Raw genomic sequence first — 16,747 nt, 5'->3', positions numbered from 1 at the left:
GCCCACGAGAGGCGGCCGTTCAGCGGGCTCCCGCTTCGAGCCTGAGGCTCCAGCGGCCCGGCATACCGGTGAGCGTGACCGTGGACAGCGGTCGCACGTCGACGTTCCAGTACGTCGACGGCGGGGCCTTGAGCGCATAGACGAGGGCGGCCCGGACGACTGCCGGTTCGGCGACGGCGACGATGGCGCCGTCGCATGCGGGGCGGGTGTCCAGCCAGCCCCCTACCCGCGAGATGAAGGCGAGCAGCGGTTCACCGCCGTGCGGGGCGGAGCGCGGGTCCGCGAGCCAGGCTTCGACGGCCGCGGGTTCGCATGCCGTGACATCGGCGAGGGTGCAGCCGCGCCAGCGGCCCATGTCGCAGTCGCGCAGGGCGGGCTGGACGAGCGGGGCGTAACCGAGCGCCTCGCCGGTGGCGCGGCTGCGTGGGGTCGGTGAGCAGTAGCGCAGTTCGGCGGCGCCCAGGGGAACCAGGGCGTTGGCGGCGAGCTGCACCTCGTGCCAGCCGGCGTGGTCGAGCGGCCGGTCGTCGTCGAAGCGCTCGGCAAGCAGTGCGGAGCTGCGCGCCGCAGCGACGAGCGAGACTCGAACAGTCATGGCGGTGATCGTGGATCCCAACGCCACGCGGGTCAAGGGCCTTCGCAAGCGTTTCCGGCTCAGCCGAGCAGGACGTACATCCACTTGTGCGGGTCCTTCAGTGGCTTGAAGCCGACCTTCTCGTAGACCTCGTGGGCGTCCTCGGTGGCGAGCGTGAACCTGCGGATACCGGTGGGGGCCAGATGGTCGCGCACGGCGGTGACCATCTGCGTGGCGACGCCATGACCGCGGGCCGAGCGGTCGACGTACACATCGCAGAGCCAGGCGAAGGTGGCGAGGTCGGTCACCACCCGGGCGAAGCCGACCTGATCACCCGAGTTGACGTCGTAATCGCCGAAGTTGAGCGATCCGGCGATGGCGCGGTCCTGGTGCTCGCGGGTACGCCCGAGGGCCCAGTAGGCGTCGATGGAGAGCCAGTGGTGGATATGGGCCACGTCCGGAGGTCATCCCCCAAGCCGGTCAGGACTTCGCCGCAGGCGGTGCGCAGGCGTCGGACCCCTTCGGCGATCTCGGCCGCCCCGGCGACCGCGGCGAAGCTCAACCGGACCTGCGGGAAAGGGGGTTCGGCGCAGAAGTACGGGCGGCCGGGTGCGATGGCCACGCCCGCGCGCAGGGCCGCCGAGACCACCGCGGACTCGTCCGTACCGGCTTCCGCGTCGGGCAGCCGCAGCCACAGGCTGCCGCCGCCCGCGGGGATGTGCGGGAGCCCGAGAGCGGGCAGCTCCTGCCGCAGGGCCGTCGTCATGGCGGTGCGCCGCTTTCTCAGCTCGGTCGATACGGAACGCAGATGGTGACCCCATGCCGGAGAGCCGACCAGTTCGAGCGCGGCCTCCTGGAGCGGTCGGGGTACGAAGAAGCTGTCGACGATCTGGATGGCGCGCAGCCGTCCCAGCACCGGACCGCGGGCGGCGAGCGCGCCCACCCGCAGGCTGGGCGAGGTGACCTTGGTCAGGGAGCAGACGTGGACGACCACACCGTCGGCGTCGACGGCGGCCAGGGGTGCGGGCAGTGGCCCGGCGTCGTCGTGGACCAGGCGGCGGGCGAAGTCGTCCTCGATGACGAAGGCTCCCGCCGCACGGGCGATCCGCACGACCTCGCCACGCCGTTCGGGGGCGAGGACCGCGCCGGTCGGATTCTGGAAGAGCGGCTGGCAGACGAAGACGCGGGCGCCGGTGGCCCGGAACGCGGCGGCGAGCAGCTCCGGTCGCACACCGTCGGCGTCGACGGGTACCGGTACGGGCCGCAGTCCGGTGGCGCGGGCGGCGGCCAGCATTCCCGGGTAGGTGGGCGATTCGACCAGGACCGGGGCGCCGGGCGGGGCGAGGGCGCGCAGTGCGGTGGCCAGGGCGCTCTGGCCACCCGCGGTGATCAGCACGTCGGCGGCGGTGAGTGCGGGCCCGACCTCCCGGGCGAACCAGGCACGCAGTTCGGTCAGACCGTCGGTGGGTGGGCGGTCCCAGGCACCGGGGCGGCGGCCGGCCCTGGCGAGGGCGGCGGCGAGCGCCCGCTCCGGCTGGAGCGAGGAGTGGAGATAGCCGCCGTTGAGCTCGATGACGCCGGGCGGCGGTGCGGTGAGCGTGACGAGGACACCGGAGGCGTCGACGGTACGCGGCACCGCTTCGGGGCCGCCGTCGCCGCTGAGGGAGATCTCCTGCCAGGAGGTGTCGCCCGGCGGGGGCACATCGGTACGGGGCTGTGCCCGGAAGGCGCCGGAGCCGGGGCGGGTGACGACGAGCCCCTCGGCGGCGAGCTGGGCAATGGCCCGGGAGACGGTGACGGGGCTGACCCGGAAGCGCTCCACGAGGGCCCGACTGGACGGCAGCTTTCCACCCGGTGAGTAGCGGTTCAGTTCACCGCGGAGAGAATCAACGAGTTCAGCGACGCTGCTACGCTCTTGCATGAAAGTTAAGGATAGCGCTACTCCCGGAACCACGATAGCGGTTGGCTCATCGACGGCCGGTACGGCGAACCGCGGTGGCGTGACTCTCGCCGGGCTCGGTGTCGTCGCCTTCTCGCTGACCTTCCCGTCCACGGCCTGGGGCCTGGAGAGCTTCGGCCCCTGGTCACTGGTGGCGCTGCGCACCCTGCTCGCCGCCGCGATCGCGGGTGGTGTGCTGCTGGCGGGCCGTGTACCGGTGCCGGACCGCCGGCACCGGGCCGGGCTCGTCGTCGTCGCCGCCGGTGTGGTGGTCGGCTTCCCGCTGCTGACGACGCTGGCGCTGCAGACGTCGACGACCTCGCACGCAGCCGTCGTGGTGGGGCTGCTGCCGCTGACCACCGCGGTGTTCTCCTCACTGCGGACCGGGGCGCGGCCGCCGCGCGCCTTCTGGATCGCGGCGCTCGCCGGGGCGGCCGTGGTGATCGCGTTCACCGTGCAGGAGAGCGGTGGTGCGCTGTCCGGCGGTGATCTGTATCTGTTCGGCGCGCTGCTGGTGTGCGCGGCGGGATACACCGAAGGCGGCAGGCTGGCCGGGGTCATGCCGGGCTGGCAGGTGGTCGGCTGGGCTCTGATTCTCGCCCTGCCGCTCGCGGTGGCGGGGGCGGCCATCGCATTGCCCTTGGAGCCGGTGCGGCTGACCGCGCACGGAGTGATCGGACTGGTCTGGGTGGCGGCCGGGTCCACCTTCATCGGCCTGTACGTCTGGTACCGCGGGATGGCGGAGATCGGGGTTCCGCGGGCCAGCCAGCTGCAGCTCGCACAGCCGCTGCTGACACTGGTGTGGTCGTTCCTCCTGCTCGGCGAAGAGGTCTCGACGGCGGCGCCGGTGGCGGCAATCGCGGTGCTCGTCTGCATCGCGGCCACCCAGCGGACGGGGCGCGCCCGGCGTCCGGGGTGAGAACCACGTACCTCCCACCGGGCGAAGTCACTTTTCGGTCATAGACTTGTCGACAAGGACCGCCACCCGTGAGGAGGTCACTCCAGATGGAGGCACACGCGGGCGACCGGCTGCTGACGCACGGCAGGACCGTGGGACAGCACGACCAGGTCGCAGAGATCCTCGAAGTGCTCGGGGCCGGGGGCACTCCCCCGTACCGCGTCCGCTCCGAGGACGGACACGAACACCTGATTTCGCCCGGTCCCGACAGCGTCGTACAGCACAGAGTCCGTAAGCAGGCGCCGGAGACTCCGTAGCGGCCTTCGGCGGACGGCACTGCTCTTCACCTCCCGGGCCCCGGGCGGGCCGACCAGTTCCTGGCAGCCCGCCCACAACACCCGGTGCGTCCACTCCGCTTCTTCTGTCAGCGGGGTGGACGCACCCTGTTGCGATAGTGGTCGGCCACCACCCGGTCCATGGCTGCGATCCGGTCCGTGACCACGTCCTTGCCGGAGAAGTAGACATGGCCGCGCACCTGGTCGTAGGCGGCGGCGAAGTCGAGGTGGCGCGAGAGTTCGGCCGGGTCCTGCCAGGCGGCGGGCTGGGCCGGGTCACCGGCCTTGTAGAGCGCCTCGCCCACGAACAGATCGACGCCCGTGCCCCGTACGACCGCGTCCCACCAGGGCAGCAGCTTGGCGTAGTCGGCGGCGGCGAAGCCGATGTTCCAGTAGATCTGCGGGCAGATGTAGTCGATCCAGCCCTTCTGGACCCAGCCGCGGGTGTCGGCGTGCAGATCGTCGTAGGTCTGCACGCCCGCCTTCGTGTCGGAGCCGAGCGGGTCGGTCGCGGCGTTGCGCCACACGCCGAACGGGCTGATCCCGAACTGGACGTTCTTCTTGATCTTCTTGATCCGCTCCGCCGTCTCGCGGACCAGTTTGTCGGTGTTGGCGCGCCGCCAGGCGGCCTTGTCCGGGAAGCCCGCACCGTATTTCGCGTACGTGGCGTCGTCGTCGAAGACCTGCCCGGCCACCGGGTACGGGTAGAAGTAGTCGTCCCAGTGCACGGCGTCGATGTCGTAGCGGCGGACCGCGTCGAGCATCGCGTCCTGGACGAAGCGGCGGACCTCGGGGATTCCGGGGTTGTAGTAGAGCTTCCCGCCGTACGGCAGGACCCAGTCGGGGTGCAGCCTGGCGGGGTGGGTGGCGACCAGGCGGGACGGATCGGTGTGGTTGGCGACCCGGTACGGGTTGAACCAGGCATGCAGTTCGAGCCCGCGGCGGTGCGCCTCGCGGACGGCCGTGCCCAGCGGATCCCAGCCGGGGTCCTTGCCCTGCACCCCGGTGAGGTACTGGGCCCACGGTTCGTAGGGCGAGGGCCACAGCGCGTCGGCCGTCGGCCGGACCTGGAGGATCACGGCGTTCAGCCGCCGGTCGACGGCCTCGTCGAGGTACGCGATCAGCTCGGCCTGCTGCGCGGCCGCCGTCAGGCCGGGCGCGGAGGGCCAGTCGATGTTGGCGACGGTGGCGACCCACATGCCGCGCAACTCGCGCCGCGCCGCATGGTGACCCTTGCGCGGCGCTGTGTCCGCCGGCCCGGTGCCGGCCTGCCGGGACGGGAGCGCGACCGCATCACCGGCCGTGGTGATTGTGCTCACCATCGCTGCGACCACCCCGGCCGCACCTGCCACAAAGCCTCTTCTGGCCATTTGCCGCATTTCGTTGCACCTGCCGTCTCTCTGTCCTCGTCCGTCGCCGCGGTATCCGGGCGTAACGCAGAGCATGCCCGCCCCGGCCCGCGATGACCCGTAGGTCGCGGAGTAACGTCGGGGGGTCGGGGCGGGCACCGGAATCAGACGGGAACCTGCGACACGCAGAACAGCGAAAGGCACGAGGTGACGGACTCTATGGCCGACATTGCACGCGTCGGAGTGGTGGGCTGTGGCCAGATGGGCGCGGGTATCGCGGAGGTGTGCGCCCGCAGCGGTCTTGAGGTCAAGGTGGCCGAGACCACCGGCGAGGCGCTGGAGATCGGCCGCACCCGGCTGCACAACTCCCTCTCGAAGGCCGCCGAACGCGGCAAGATCACTCCGGAGGAGCGCGACGAGACACTGGCTCGCCTGAGCTTCACCACCGACCTCGGAGAGTTCGCCGACCGCGATCTCGTCATCGAGGCCGTCGTGGAGAACGAGCAGGTCAAGACCGAGATCTTCCAGGTGCTCGACCAGGTGGTGACCCGGCAGGACGCGATCCTCGCCTCGAACACCTCCTCCATTCCGCTCGTGAAGCTGGCCGTGGCGACCTCTCGCCCGGACCGGGTCATCGGCATCCACTTCTTCAACCCGGCCCCGGTGCAGAAGCTCGTCGAGCTGATTCCCGCGCTGACGACCTCCGACGAGACGGTGCAGCGCGCCGAGGCCCTGGTCCAGGACGTGCTCGGCAAGCACCCGATCCGCGCCCAGGACCGCTCCGGCTTCGTCGTCAACGCGCTGCTGATTCCGTATCTCCTCTCCGCGATCCGGATGTTCGAGTCGGGTATCGCCAGCCGTGAGGACATCGACAACGGCATGGAGCTCGGCTGCGCCCACCCGATGGGCCCGCTCAAGCTCTCCGACCTGATCGGTCTGGACACCGTGGCCTCGGTCGCCGACTCGATGTACGCGGAGTTCAAGGAGCCGCTGTACGCCGCTCCCCCGCTGCTCCAGCGGATGGTGGACGCGGGCCGGCTCGGCCGCAAGACGGGCTCGGGCTTCTACCCGTACTCCTGATCCGTCTCTCGTGCCCGCACGGGGCCGGCCGGGAAACCCCCGGCCGGCCCCGTTCATGGTTCCGGGAGCTTCATCCCGGCCTCGGTTCCGCGGGTTTTCACCCCAGCCGTAAGTGATGGAGCATCATCAGCCCTGCCACCATGCCCGCGGCCGGGACCTCGCCACGGGCGATCATGTCGGGCACCAGCTTGAGCGGTATCCACTCGCGGCGCGAGGACTCGAAGTCGTCGCTGGGGTGGCCGGTCCAGGTGGCCTCCTCGGACCAGTAGAGGTGGTGCCGGGCGTCGGTGAGGCCGTTCGACGGCTCCACGGTCAGCAGCGGACGCAGCGGTCCGGGGCGCCAGCCGGTCTCCTCCTCCATCTCCCGGGCGGCGGCCGCTGTGATGTCCTCGCCGTCCTCGACGACGCCGGCGGCGAGTTCCCAGCCCCAGCTGTCGGTGATGAACCGGTGCCGCCAGAGCAGCAGTACCTCGTTGGCCTCGTTGACGACGGTGGCCGCTGCGACGGGGCGGAGCCGGATGAGGTAGTGGTCGAGATGGCGGCCGTCGGGGATGAGCACATCCGCCAGATTGACCCGGAACCAGCGGTTCTCATACACGGTTTGCTCGTTCAGATTCGTCCACTGCACAGTTTTGCCACCTTCCGACAAGTAGGTGACAACATCGCAGCAGGAGCGGGACCGGAGGGGAACGTACCGGTACCCGCGGGTGCGAACTCACAGCGGTACGCGCAACGCCCCGTCGATCAGTTCGGCGGCCCGCCCCGCGTCGGCGCAGCCGCTCGCGATCAGATCCTCGCGCACCGCACGCAGCCGGTCGCGCAGCCGTTGCGACTCCATACCCCTGGCCCGCTCGGCCATCTCCACAGCCGTGGCCGCCGCACGGTCGGCCTCGCCCTGACGCAGCTCGATATGGGTCAGCATGGCCAGCCGGTGCACCCGGCCCCGGTCGTGCGCCGGGGTCCGCACGGCCGTCACCGCGTGCTCCCTGGCCCCCGGCAGATCGCCGAGGCCGAGCAGGGCCTCGGCCACCTGCACATCGACCAGGCCCGGCTGGACGTACCCCGTCTCGTCCGGTTCATGGGCCGGCCGGATGCGTCCGGCCTCCGACTCGGCGCGCCGGATGCACTCCAGGGCGCTTGTGGCGTCGCCGATGTGGGCGTACGCCTTGGCCTGCATCGCGTACAGATCGGCGGCCAGCGCGGGAGTGATATGCCGGCCGGCGGCCCGTAGCGCCGCCTGCGCGAAGGCCACCGACTGCCGGTAGTCGGCGAGGAACAGCGACTGGTTGACCAGCAGGGCGATCACATAGCCGCCGAGCCCCCGGTCGCCGCTCGCCTTGGCCAGCCGCAGTGCCTGGTGGAAGTAGCGCTGGGCGAGCCCGTGCGCGTCGGAGTCGTAGGCGCAGATGCCCGCGACCGCCACCAGCCCGCCCGTCGCCCGGTGCAGTTGACGCCCCATCGCGTCGCTGTAGCCGCCGCGCAGGAGCGGGGCGGTCTCGGCGTTGAGGAAGCCGACGATGCGGGAACGGGTCGCGATTCCGCCTGCCCTGCGGTACATCAGTTCGTAGTGGGCACGGGCCGCGCGCAGGGTCACTATGTCGGCCATGCAGACCCGCGTCGTGCCGCTGCGGGAGACGTCGACGTCCTCCGGCGGGTTCTCCCACTCCCAGACAGGCATCACCGCAGTGGTGCCCGTGACGGCGGCCGAGGCGAGTATGTGCGGGCGCTGCTGGTCGTCGGAACGCCACAGCGCGGTGGCCCGCTCGACGAATCCGGTGAGCGTGGATCCGGGCACGGCCGTGCCGGCGCCCGGGGTCGCCATGCCGATGTCGTCCAGCGAAAGAGACCTGTTCAGCCGGTTCCCGAGCACTTCACAGATCAGGTCCGGCACCTGGCCGCGCGGGCGCTGCCCCTTCAACCAGCGTGCCACCGCGGTGTGTTCGTACCGCAGGCACAGTCCGCGGGAACGGCCGGCCCGGTTGATGTGCGCGGCGAGGCCCGCCCGGGAGACGCCCGCCTCCCCGATCAGGGCCTCCAGCAGAATGTTGGGCTCCGTTGCCCCCATTTGCCCCTCCGGTGGTTCGGCACGCCGAGGCGTGTCGCACCAGTGGAGCACGATTCACACGGGGTGTGAACGCAATGCCCGAACCGTCCCGCCGCGCACTCTGTTGCGCCGGTGCGCGGATCGGTTGAATCAGTCGTCTCGCAAGAGGCGGCCGGGTCGTCTGCTCCCCCTCGTACAGTCGACGACCCGCACCCGCCCCGTCCGTCTCCGCCGACCTGCCCGGCACTCCGTGGCGGCGCGGACGGTGCGGGCAACGCCCGCGAGCGGTTCTGTGCCGCTCGGCGAGCACAGGAGGGGCGTATCCGGTCAGTGGATACGCCCCTCTTTCATGATGTGTGCCGGATGAGGCGTTACACGCCCCGCAGTACCGCGCCCGTCCGCTCGGCGGCCAGGGCCACCGCCGCGTCGCGGGCAGCCGTGGCCTCGTCCACGGTCAGCGTGCGGTCCGCTGCGCGGAAGCGCAGCGCGTACGCCAGGGACTTGCGGCCCGCCCCGATCTGGTCGCCGGTGAAGACGTCGAACAGCCGCAGCGATTCGAGGAGTTCACCCGCGCCCGCACGCAGCGCCTGCTCCACCTCGGCGGCGGGGACGCTCTCGGCGACGATCAGCGCGACGTCCTGGGTCGCCACCGGGAAGGCGGAGATCCGGGGCGCCCGGAGCGCGCCGTCGACAGCCTGCTCCAGGACATCGAGCTCGACCTCCATGGCGCAGGTGCGCTCCGGCAGGTGGAGCTCCTTGATGACGCGCGGGTGCAGCTCACCGGCGTGCCCGAAGAGGGTCTCCTCGCCGTTCGCCGTGACGTACAGCGCGGCGCAGCGGCCCGGGTGCCACGGCGCGTGCTGGTCGCTCCGGACGGTCACCTCGACGCCCGCCTCACGGGCGATCGTACGAGCGGCCTCGATGGAGTCCGCCCAGTCGGCCGGACGGCCCTTGCCCCACCAGCCGGCCTGCTCGCGGGCGCCCGCCAGGACGACCGCGGCGCGGCGCGGCTGACGCGGCAGCGTGGCGTTGAGCCCCGCGATCTCCTCGTCGGTGGGACGGCGGTCGACGGGCAGCCGTACCGCCTTCGTCTCGCTGCCGGTCGGCCTGAAGACCAGGCCGGTCTCGAAGAGCGCGAGGTCGTGGCTGCCACGGCCGTCGTTGCGCCGCAGCGCGCCGAGCAGGCCCGGCAGCAGCGTGGTGCGCATCGCCGGCTCCTCGTCGGAGAGCGGGTTGACGAGCTCGACCGTACGGCGGCGGGCGTCGTCGGCGTCGATCCCGAGCCGGTCGAGCACGGCGTCGCCGATGAACGGGTAGTTCAGCGCCTCGACGTAGCCGGCTCCGGCGAGCGCCCGGCCGATCCTGCGGTGCAGCCGCTGGCGGTCGGTGAGCCCGCGGCCGGACGGCGGCGTCGGGAGGGTGGACGGGAGGTTCTCGTAGCCCTCGAGACGGATGACCTCTTCGGCGAGGTCGTTCGGCTCGCTCAGGTCGGGTCGCCAGGACGGCACGGTGACGAGGAGCTCGTCCTGCCCGTAGACGTCGCAGCCGACCTGCTGGAGGCGGCGCACGACGGTCTCGCGGCCGTAGGCGACACCGGCCACCCGGTCGGGGTGGTCCGCGGACATCGTGATGGTGCGGGGCGCGGACGGGGCGCTGACCTCGGTGACCCCGGCCTCGGCGGTGCCGCCGGCGAGCAGCACCAGCAGGTCGACGGTGCGTTGTGCGGCGGCGGCCGCGGCCTGCGGGTCGGCGCCGCGCTCGAAGCGCTTGGACGCCTCGGAGGACAGCTTGTGGCGGCGCGCGGTCCGGGCGATCGAGATCGCGTCGAAGTGCGCGGCCTCGATGACGACCTCGGTGGTGCTGTGCGTGTCTTCCTGGACGTCCGCGATCTCGGTGTTGGCTCCGCCCATGACACCCGCGAGGCCGATCGGCCCGCGGTTGTCGGTGATGACCAGGTCCTCGGCGTCCAGGACGCGGACCGTGCCGTCGAGGGTGGTGAGCTTCTCGCCCTGCTGGGCGCGGCGCACGCCGATCGGCCCGTCGATGCGGGTGCGGTCGTAGGCGTGCAGCGGCTGGCCGAGCTCCAGCATCACGTAGTTGGTGATGTCGACCGCGAGCGAGATCGGGCGCATGCCGGCCTTCTGCAGCCTGCGCTGCAGCCAGATCGGGGAGCGTGTCTCGGGCTGCAGGCCGACGACGGTGCGCGCGGTGAATCTGTCGCAGCCGATCGGGTCGGCGATCTTGACCGGGTAGCCGAACGCGTTCGGCGCGGGCACGTCGAGGAGGGCCGGGTCGCGCAGCGGCAGCCCGTACGCGATGGCGGTCTCGCGGGCGACGCCACGCATGGACAGGCAGTAGCCGCGGTCCGGCGTGACGGCGATGTCGAGGACCTCGTCGACGAGCTGGAGCAGCTCGATCGCGTCGGTGCCGACCTCGTGCTCCGGCGGCAGCACGATGATGCCGTGCGTGCCGTCGTCGCCCATGCCGAGCTCGTCGGTGGAGCAGATCATGCCGTGCGAGGTCTTGCCGTACGTCTTGCGTGCGGCGATCGCGAAGTCGCCGGGCAGGATGGCGCCCGGGAGGACCACGACGACCTTGTCGCCGACGGAGAAGTTACGGGCTCCGCAGACGATCTCCTGCGGCTCGCCGGTGCCGTTGGCGTTGCCGACGTCGACCGTGCAGAAGCGGATGGGCTTCTTGAAGCCCTCCAACTCCTCGATGGTCAGTACCTGTCCGACGACCAGCGGGCCCTTGAGGCCGGCACCGATCTGCTCGACGGTCTCGACCTCCAGACCCACGGCGACGAGCTTGGCCTGTACATCACGGCCGGTCTCCGTCGCCGGCAGGTCGACGTACTCCCGCAGCCAGGAAAGCGGGACGCGCATCAGATCTCCATCCCGAACGGCCGGGTGAACCGGACGTCACCCTCGACCATGTCTCGCATGTCTTCGACGTTGTGGCGGAACATCAGCATCCGTTCGATGCCGAACCCGAAGGCGAATCCGCTGTACTTCTTGGGGTCGACACCGCAGGCGATGAGCACCTTGGGGTTGACCATGCCGCAGCCGCCGAGCTCGATCCAGCCCTCGCTGCCGCAGGTGCGGCAGGGGCGGTCCGGGTTGCCGACGGAGGCGCCGCGGCAGACGTAGCAGACCATGTCCATCTCGGCGGACGGCTCGGTGAACGGGAAGAAGTTCGGCCGGAGCCGGGTCTTCATGTCCGGGCCGAAGAGCGCCTGGACCATGTGGTCGAGGGTGCCCTTGAGGTCGGCCATGGTGAGGCCCTCGTCGACGGCGAGCAGCTCGATCTGGTGGAAGACCGGGGTGTGCGTCGCGTCGAGCTCGTCGGTGCGGTAGACGCGGCCGGGGCAGACGACGTAGACGGGGGGCTCACGGTCGAGCAGGGTGCGGGCCTGTACCGGCGAGGTGTGCGTGCGCAGCACGACACCGGACTCGTCGTTCTTGGCACCGTCGGCGCCCTGGACGAAGAAGGTGTCCTGCATCTGCCGGGCCGGGTGGTCGGGCACGAAGTTCAGGGCGTCGAAGTTGAACCACTCCGCCTCGACCTCGGGGCCCTCCGCGACCTCGTAGCCCATGGCCACGAAGACGTCCGCGACGCGCTCCATGAAGGTCGTCAGCGGGTGGCGGGCGCCGGCCGGGGTGCGGTCGTAGGGCAGCGTGACATCCACCGCCTCCTCGACCAGCACGCGGGCGTCCCGCTCGGCCTCCAGCTCCGCCTGACGGGCGGCGAGGGCCTTGCTCACGGCGCCGCGGGCCTGGCCCACGCGCTTGCCCGCCTCGGCCTTGGCCTGCGGCGGCAGTGCGCCGATCTCCCGGTTGGCGAGCGACAGGGGCGAGGTACCACCGGTGTGCGCGGTCTTCGCCTGGGCGAGCGCGTCGAGGTCACCGGCGGCGGCGAAGGCGGCGAACGCCTCGTCCCGCATGCGCTCGATCTCTTCCGGTTTCAGTGCCTCGACCTCGACTGGGTCGTACGACTTGTTCGGTGCCGACATCTCTTCCCGTGCTTCCGATTGGCTGGTACTGCGCTTACCGGGGGATATCCCCGGACCCCCATGGCCCCGCTCGACGGCTGGAGGACGCAAAGGTGCCAAAGGTCGAGTCTAAGGGTCACAGGATGTGTGGGAGGCCCGTGGGCTGCTCAGGCCAGGTAGGCCGGCGTGCTCACGGGCAGGATAAATCGGAATTCCGCGCCGCCGCCGGGGCCGCGGCCGACCGTGATCGTGCCGCCGTGCGCCTCGACGATGCCCTTGACGATGTAGAGGCCCAGGCCCGTACCGCCGCGCTTGCTCCCCCGCCAGAAGCGGGTGAAGACACGGCCCATCGACTCCTCGGGGATGCCGGGGCCTTCGTCGCTCACGGTGACGGACGTTCCCTTCTCGTCGCTCTTCGCGGGTGCGGGTGCGACTTCAATGGTGACGGTTCCCTCGCCGTGGCGCACCGCGTTTTCCAGCAGGTTGCCGAGCACCTGGTCGACCTTGTCCGGGTCGGCCCAGACCGCGGGCAGCGGCTGGCAGGTACGGACGAGGAAGCGGTCGGGGGTCTGGCCGTTCGCGGTGAGGGCCTGGATGTGGCGTTCGACGGCGGCGGAGAGGTCCACGGGCTGCCGTCGCAGCTCCAGCCGGCCGGAGTCGATCCGGGAGATGTCGAGCAGTTCGGCGATGAGCCGGGTGACGCGGCCCGCGTCGGCGTCGACGGTCTCCAGCATCAGGCGCTTCTGGTCGTCGGTGAACCGTTCCCATTTGGCGAGGAGGGTCGCGGTGAAGCCCTTGACGGAGGTCAGCGGGGAGCGCAGCTCGTGGGCGACGATCGCGATCAGCTCGGCGTGGCTGCGTTCGGTGCGGCGGCGGGCCTCGGTGCCGCGCAGCGAGATCACCAGACGGCGTACGGGACCGGTCGGGTGCTCTCGTACGTACCGTGCGGAGACCAGGACCTCGCGGCCGCCGGGCAGCAGCAGATTGCGCTCGGGCTGACCGACTCGGGTGGCGAGGCCGCCGTACGGATCGGTCAGCGCCCACCAGCGGCGGCCCTTGAGGTCCTCCAGCGGCAGCGCGTGCTCCAGGGGGCGGCCGAGAGCGGCGGCCCGGGGCACGGCGGTGATCCGGGCGGCCGCGGAGTTGAAGCAGATGACCCGGCCGGTCTCGTCTGCGATGACCAGGCCGTCGGGGAGGTCGTCGGGATCGACGGTCGCATCGACGGGTCCGAGGTCCGGCCCTTCGGCCGGTTCGCCCGCCGTGCCGGGGCCTTCACCGGCGCGCACGACGGCCGCGTGTGTCTCGCGCGGCCTGCTCATGCCGACAGCCATATCCCGTACCCCACCTCTCGAACCGGTGCAGTGGGCCCCCGAGTTCGTCACCCTACTAGTCGTCGGTGACGGAGCGACACCCTGCGGGGGCGCACTGCTGCGGTCCGCCGTTGGGCGGGGTACGGGGCATGGTGTCGGTCAGACGGCGACCTCGACGCGGTTCCCGGCCGGCCGGGCCGCCCGTTCACGCCTCATGAGCGATCCGGAGGCGAACGATCCGGCGGCCGTGCAGGCCGCGATCACCATCAGGAGCAGGGCCGCACCCCACGAGGCACCGTTCGCCGCGCCGGTCAGCGAGGTGGCGAGCAGCGGTACGAATCCGGCCACGACGCCGGCGAGGTTGTAGGACATCGCGACGGCGCTGTAGCGGAACGCCTCGGGGAACATTCCGGAGACCACGGCGCCGATGGGGGCGTACGGAATGGAGAGTGCGCCGATCCCGAGCCCCACCCCGAGGTAGACCAGTGCGGGCTTGCCGGTGTCGACGAGCCAGAAGGCCGGGAAGGCGACGGCCATCGTGACGAGGCCGCCGATGGCACAGACCGTCCAGGCGCCGATCCGGTCGGCGATCCGCCCCGCCACGACGAGCACGACGATCTCGACGACCGAGCCGATGACGGTGGCGTTCAGCATCACGGACTTGTCGATGCCCAGCTCGTCGGTGCCGTACGAAATGATGAACGTGGTCATCAGGAAGAAGCCGCCGACGCCGAGCAGGGCCGCGCCGATGCCGATGATCATGCGGCCCCAGGTGCGGCGGAACGCCTCGATGAGCGGTGCGGGCTTCGGACCGTTCTTCTCGGCGTCGGCGAGCATCGCGTGGAAGACCGGCGACTCCTCGATCCGCAGCCGCATGTAGAGCGCGAAGCCGAGCAGCGGGAACGCGGCGAGGAACGGCAGGCGCCAGCCCCAGGAGTAGAAGGAGTCGTCGGGCAGCATCCCGACGAGGGCGAACGCGCCGGACGAGATCAGGGTGCCGACGGGCGAGCCGAGCTGCGGGATCGAGGAGTAGCTGCCGTGCTTCTCCTTCGGGGTGTGCTCCAGCGTGAGCAGCATGGCGCCGCTCCACTCACCGCCGACCGAGATGCCCTGCAGGAAGCGGAGGAGTGCGAGGAGGGCGGGGGCCCAGATGCCGATGGTGGCGTAGCTGGGCAGCAGGCCGATGCAGCCGGTGGTGACGCCCATCATCACCACGGTGATGATCAGGGCGACCTTGCGGCCGTACCGGTCGCCGATGTGGCCGAAGACGGCCGCGCCGATGGGTCGGGCGACGAAGCCCACGGCGAAGGTGACGAAGGACGCGATGGTGCCCACGGCCGGGTCCAGCTCGGGGAAGAAGAGCCGGTTGAAGACCAGGGCGGCGGCGGTGCCGTAGAGGAAGTAGTCGTACCACTCCAGGGCGGTGCCGGTGAAGGCGGCTATCAGCAGTCGCCGGATGTCCTTGATGTCGGGCGAGCTCACACGTTCTCCTGGGGACGGAGGGCCTGGTGGCCTTGAGGGGACGGGGGAACGGGCTGTACGGGTGTGCGGGTGGCGGCCTGGGCCGCGAGGCCGTGCGGGTCGTGGACGGGATCGCCGTCGACGACGGTCGCGAGGACCTGGAGCGAGCCGATCCGGTCCGGATCGGTGCGGAGCGGGTCGGCGTCGAGGATCGTGAGGTCGGCGAGCTGCCCGGGGACGAGGCGCCCCTTGCGGCCGCCGCAGCCGGTGGCGCGGGCGGAACCCTCGGTCCAGGCGCGCAGGGCGTCGAGGACCGGGACGCGCTCGTCGGGCCCGTACACGGCGCCCGAGCCGGTGCGCCGCTGCACCATGGCCTGGATGGCGGGCAGCGGGGCGCCGGGGGCGACAGGCCGGTCGGAGCTGCCGGGTACGGGCAGGCCGAGGTCGAGCAGCGAGCGCAGCCGGTAGGACCAGGCGGTGCGCTGCGCGCCGAGCGACTCGGCCATGGCGTCGCCGAACGGCGGCAGGAAGTTGTGCTGCGGTACGGGGATCACGCCGAGTTCGGCGAACCGGCCGAGCTGGTCGGGGCGGACCACTCCGGCATGCTCGATGCGGTGGTGCACGCCGGGGCGCGGGAGCTCGCGCTGAGCGCGGGCGAATGCGTCGAGCGCGAGGTCGACGGCCCGGTCACCGATGGCGTGGGCGGCGACGGTCCAGCCGGAGCGGTGGGCGGCGACGACGGTTTCGGTCATGGCATCGGCGTCGTTCTGGAGGTATCCGGTGGGGTTGGCCGCCTCTGCCTCGTTGTGCGGGCAGCCGCAGAAGGGTTCGGTGACGGCGGCGGTCCGGCCGAGCAGGGAGCCGTCCAGGAAGATCTTGACGGGTCCGAGGGAGAGCCGGTCGTCGCCGAAGCCGGTGCGCATCCCGAGGTCGAGCCCGAGGCCGATGCCGTCGTCGGCGTGCGAGACCAGCGGGTGCAGGACGTCGGAGGCGGCCATCAGCTGAGCGCGGGTGTGGAGTCTGCCGGTGTCGCGGGCGAGCTGGTAGGCGGCGATTTCGACCGGGGTGTGGCCGATCCAGCCGCCGCCGATGCCGGCCTCGGTGAAGCTGGTGATGCCTTCGGTGAGGTAGTGCCGGGTGGCGGCTCCGACAGCGTCGGCGACGGTCTCCACGGGGTACGGGAGTACATGCCGCTGCACGAGGCGCTGGGCGGTCTCCTCCAGGAGTCCGTCGGGCCGGCCGTCCTCGTCGCGGGAGACGACCCCGCCGTCCGGGTCGGTGAAGCCGTCGGCCAGGATGCCCGCGAGGCGCAGCACCGGGGTGTTGACGACGCAGGCGTGTCCGGAGGTGTGCTTCAGCCACACCCGCCGGCCGCCCGCGGCCCGGTCGAGGGCGTCGCGGTGCGGGTAGCGCCCACCGGTGCGGTTGTGGTCGAGTCCGGCGCCGATCACCCAGGCGTCCTCGGGCAGCGTGGCGGCGTACACGGCCACGGCGTCGTACACCTCGTCGACGGCCCGTGCGCCGGAGACGTCGAGCTGGGTGAGGGTGAGGCCGAACCACGCGGTGTGGCAGTGGGCGTCGTTGAAGCCGGGCACGACCGTGGCACCACCCGCGTCGATGACCCGTGCGGCAGGGAGGTGCTCGACCTCCTCGTCGAGCCCGACGATGCGGCCGTGCAGAGCCCCGAGCGTGCGGGCGGTGGGCCGGGCGTCGTCGAGGGTCAGGATGTTCGCGTTGCGGACCAGCAGATCGAGTTTCACGGGCGA

General features: G+C 71.4%; 13 protein-coding genes and 1 pseudogene. 3 read left to right on the top strand and 11 right to left on the bottom strand.

Translation table 11 applies throughout. From position 1 onward, the window contains the following. Positions 1-19: 19 nt before the first annotated feature. The 3 genes and pseudogenes from OG609_RS33175 to OG609_RS33165 all read right to left on the bottom strand — a co-directional run bounded on the left by OG609_RS33175 (position 20) and on the right by OG609_RS33165 (position 2,495). A complete protein-coding gene (locus tag OG609_RS33175) occupies positions 20-595 on the bottom strand; it encodes a histidine phosphatase family protein (RefSeq protein WP_327276200.1) in 576 nt (191 codons plus the stop codon). A gap of 59 nt (positions 596-654) precedes the next feature. Then, positions 655-960 (bottom strand): annotated as a pseudogene (locus tag OG609_RS33170) (GNAT family N-acetyltransferase); the annotation flags it as partial. After that, positions 879-2,495 (bottom strand): aminotransferase-like domain-containing protein, encoded by a 1,617-nt coding sequence (locus OG609_RS33165; protein WP_327276199.1) that lies wholly within the window; start codon positions 2,493-2,495, stop codon positions 879-881. The pseudogene OG609_RS33170 and the gene OG609_RS33165, both read right to left, overlap by 82 nt. Between OG609_RS33165 and OG609_RS33160 the strand changes: the two genes are divergently transcribed. Both OG609_RS33160 and OG609_RS33155 read left to right on the top strand, forming a co-directional pair. Further along, on the top strand, positions 2,494-3,432 hold the full coding sequence (locus OG609_RS33160) for a DMT family transporter (protein WP_327276198.1): 939 nt from the start codon (positions 2,494-2,496) through the stop codon (positions 3,430-3,432). The genes OG609_RS33165 and OG609_RS33160 overlap by 2 nt on opposite strands. A gap of 86 nt (positions 3,433-3,518) precedes the next feature. Continuing rightward, positions 3,519-3,728 carry a DUF1918 domain-containing protein gene (locus OG609_RS33155; RefSeq protein WP_266362966.1) on the top strand — a complete coding sequence of 70 codons (210 nt, stop codon included), beginning with the start codon at positions 3,519-3,521 and terminating at the stop codon, positions 3,726-3,728. Positions 3,729-3,835: 107 nt separating this feature from the next. On the opposite strand, the gene OG609_RS33150 is transcribed toward OG609_RS33155, so the two are convergent. Beyond that, complete coding sequence (locus OG609_RS33150) at positions 3,836-5,125, bottom strand: glycoside hydrolase family 10 protein (protein ID WP_327276197.1); 1,290 nt, start codon at positions 5,123-5,125, stop codon at positions 3,836-3,838. A gap of 189 nt (positions 5,126-5,314) precedes the next feature. Here OG609_RS33150 and OG609_RS33145 point away from each other — a divergent pair, with 189 nt between their 5' ends. Further along, positions 5,315-6,175, top strand: a complete 861-nt coding sequence (locus OG609_RS33145; protein ID WP_327276196.1) for a 3-hydroxybutyryl-CoA dehydrogenase — start codon at positions 5,315-5,317, stop codon at positions 6,173-6,175. A 97-nt stretch (positions 6,176-6,272) separates the two neighbouring features. Here the strand turns inward: OG609_RS33145 and OG609_RS33140 are convergent, their stop codons facing one another. The 7 genes from OG609_RS33140 to OG609_RS33110 all read right to left on the bottom strand — a co-directional run bounded on the left by OG609_RS33140 (position 6,273) and on the right by OG609_RS33110 (position 16,741). Further along, positions 6,273-6,803, bottom strand: coding sequence for an NUDIX domain-containing protein (locus OG609_RS33140; protein ID WP_327276195.1), 531 nt, complete (start codon positions 6,801-6,803; stop codon positions 6,273-6,275). An 87-nt stretch (positions 6,804-6,890) separates the two neighbouring features. Then, positions 6,891-8,240 (bottom strand): transcriptional regulator, encoded by a 1,350-nt coding sequence (locus OG609_RS33135; protein ID WP_327276194.1) that lies wholly within the window; start codon positions 8,238-8,240, stop codon positions 6,891-6,893. Positions 8,241-8,590: 350 nt separating this feature from the next. Beyond that, complete coding sequence (pheT, locus tag OG609_RS33130) at positions 8,591-11,104, bottom strand: phenylalanine--tRNA ligase subunit beta (protein WP_327276193.1); 2,514 nt, start codon at positions 11,102-11,104, stop codon at positions 8,591-8,593. Beyond that, entirely contained in the window at positions 11,104-12,231 is a 1,128-nt protein-coding gene (gene pheS, locus OG609_RS33125) for a phenylalanine--tRNA ligase subunit alpha (RefSeq protein WP_327276192.1), read from the bottom strand. The genes pheT and pheS overlap by 1 nt, the downstream gene beginning before the upstream one ends. A gap of 146 nt (positions 12,232-12,377) precedes the next feature. Beyond that, complete coding sequence (locus OG609_RS33120; protein ID WP_327276191.1) at positions 12,378-13,541, bottom strand: sensor histidine kinase; 1,164 nt, start codon at positions 13,539-13,541, stop codon at positions 12,378-12,380. 138 nt (positions 13,542-13,679) lie between these two features. Continuing rightward, positions 13,680-15,002, bottom strand: a complete 1,323-nt coding sequence (locus OG609_RS33115) for an MFS transporter (RefSeq protein ID WP_327276190.1) — start codon at positions 15,000-15,002, stop codon at positions 13,680-13,682. Further along, positions 14,999-16,741, bottom strand: a complete 1,743-nt coding sequence (locus OG609_RS33110) for an amidohydrolase (protein WP_327276189.1) — start codon at positions 16,739-16,741, stop codon at positions 14,999-15,001. The genes OG609_RS33115 and OG609_RS33110 overlap by 4 nt, the downstream gene beginning before the upstream one ends. Positions 16,742-16,747 lie beyond the last annotated feature (6 nt).

Source organism: Streptomyces sp. NBC_01224 (assembly GCF_036002945.1).
Lineage (GTDB): Bacteria > Actinomycetota > Actinomycetes > Streptomycetales > Streptomycetaceae > Streptomyces.
The sequence above is the reverse complement of the archived record's forward strand: the minus strand, read 5'-3'. Positions and strand labels throughout refer to the sequence as shown.

What these genes read in the sequence shown, in the direction of transcription:
- OG609_RS33175 (WP_327276200.1), bottom strand. Translation starts at nt 595, where the DNA reads ATGACTGTTCGAGTCTCGCTCGTCGCTGCGGCGCGCAGCTCCGCACTG.
- OG609_RS33160 (WP_327276198.1), top strand. Translation starts at nt 2,494, where the DNA reads ATGAAAGTTAAGGATAGCGCTACTCCCGGAACCACGATAGCGGTTGGC.
- OG609_RS33165 (WP_327276199.1), bottom strand. Translation starts at nt 2,495, where the DNA reads ATGCAAGAGCGTAGCAGCGTCGCTGAACTCGTTGATTCTCTCCGCGGT.
- OG609_RS33155 (WP_266362966.1), top strand. Translation starts at nt 3,519, where the DNA reads ATGGAGGCACACGCGGGCGACCGGCTGCTGACGCACGGCAGGACCGTG.
- OG609_RS33150 (WP_327276197.1), bottom strand. Translation starts at nt 5,125, where the DNA reads ATGCGGCAAATGGCCAGAAGAGGCTTTGTGGCAGGTGCGGCCGGGGTG.
- OG609_RS33145 (WP_327276196.1), top strand. Translation starts at nt 5,315, where the DNA reads ATGGCCGACATTGCACGCGTCGGAGTGGTGGGCTGTGGCCAGATGGGC.
- OG609_RS33135 (WP_327276194.1), bottom strand. Translation starts at nt 8,240, where the DNA reads ATGGGGGCAACGGAGCCCAACATTCTGCTGGAGGCCCTGATCGGGGAG.
- pheT (WP_327276193.1), bottom strand. Translation starts at nt 11,104, where the DNA reads ATGCGCGTCCCGCTTTCCTGGCTGCGGGAGTACGTCGACCTGCCGGCG.
- pheS (WP_327276192.1), bottom strand. Translation starts at nt 12,231, where the DNA reads ATGTCGGCACCGAACAAGTCGTACGACCCAGTCGAGGTCGAGGCACTG.
- OG609_RS33120 (WP_327276191.1), bottom strand. Translation starts at nt 13,541, where the DNA reads ATGGCTGTCGGCATGAGCAGGCCGCGCGAGACACACGCGGCCGTCGTG.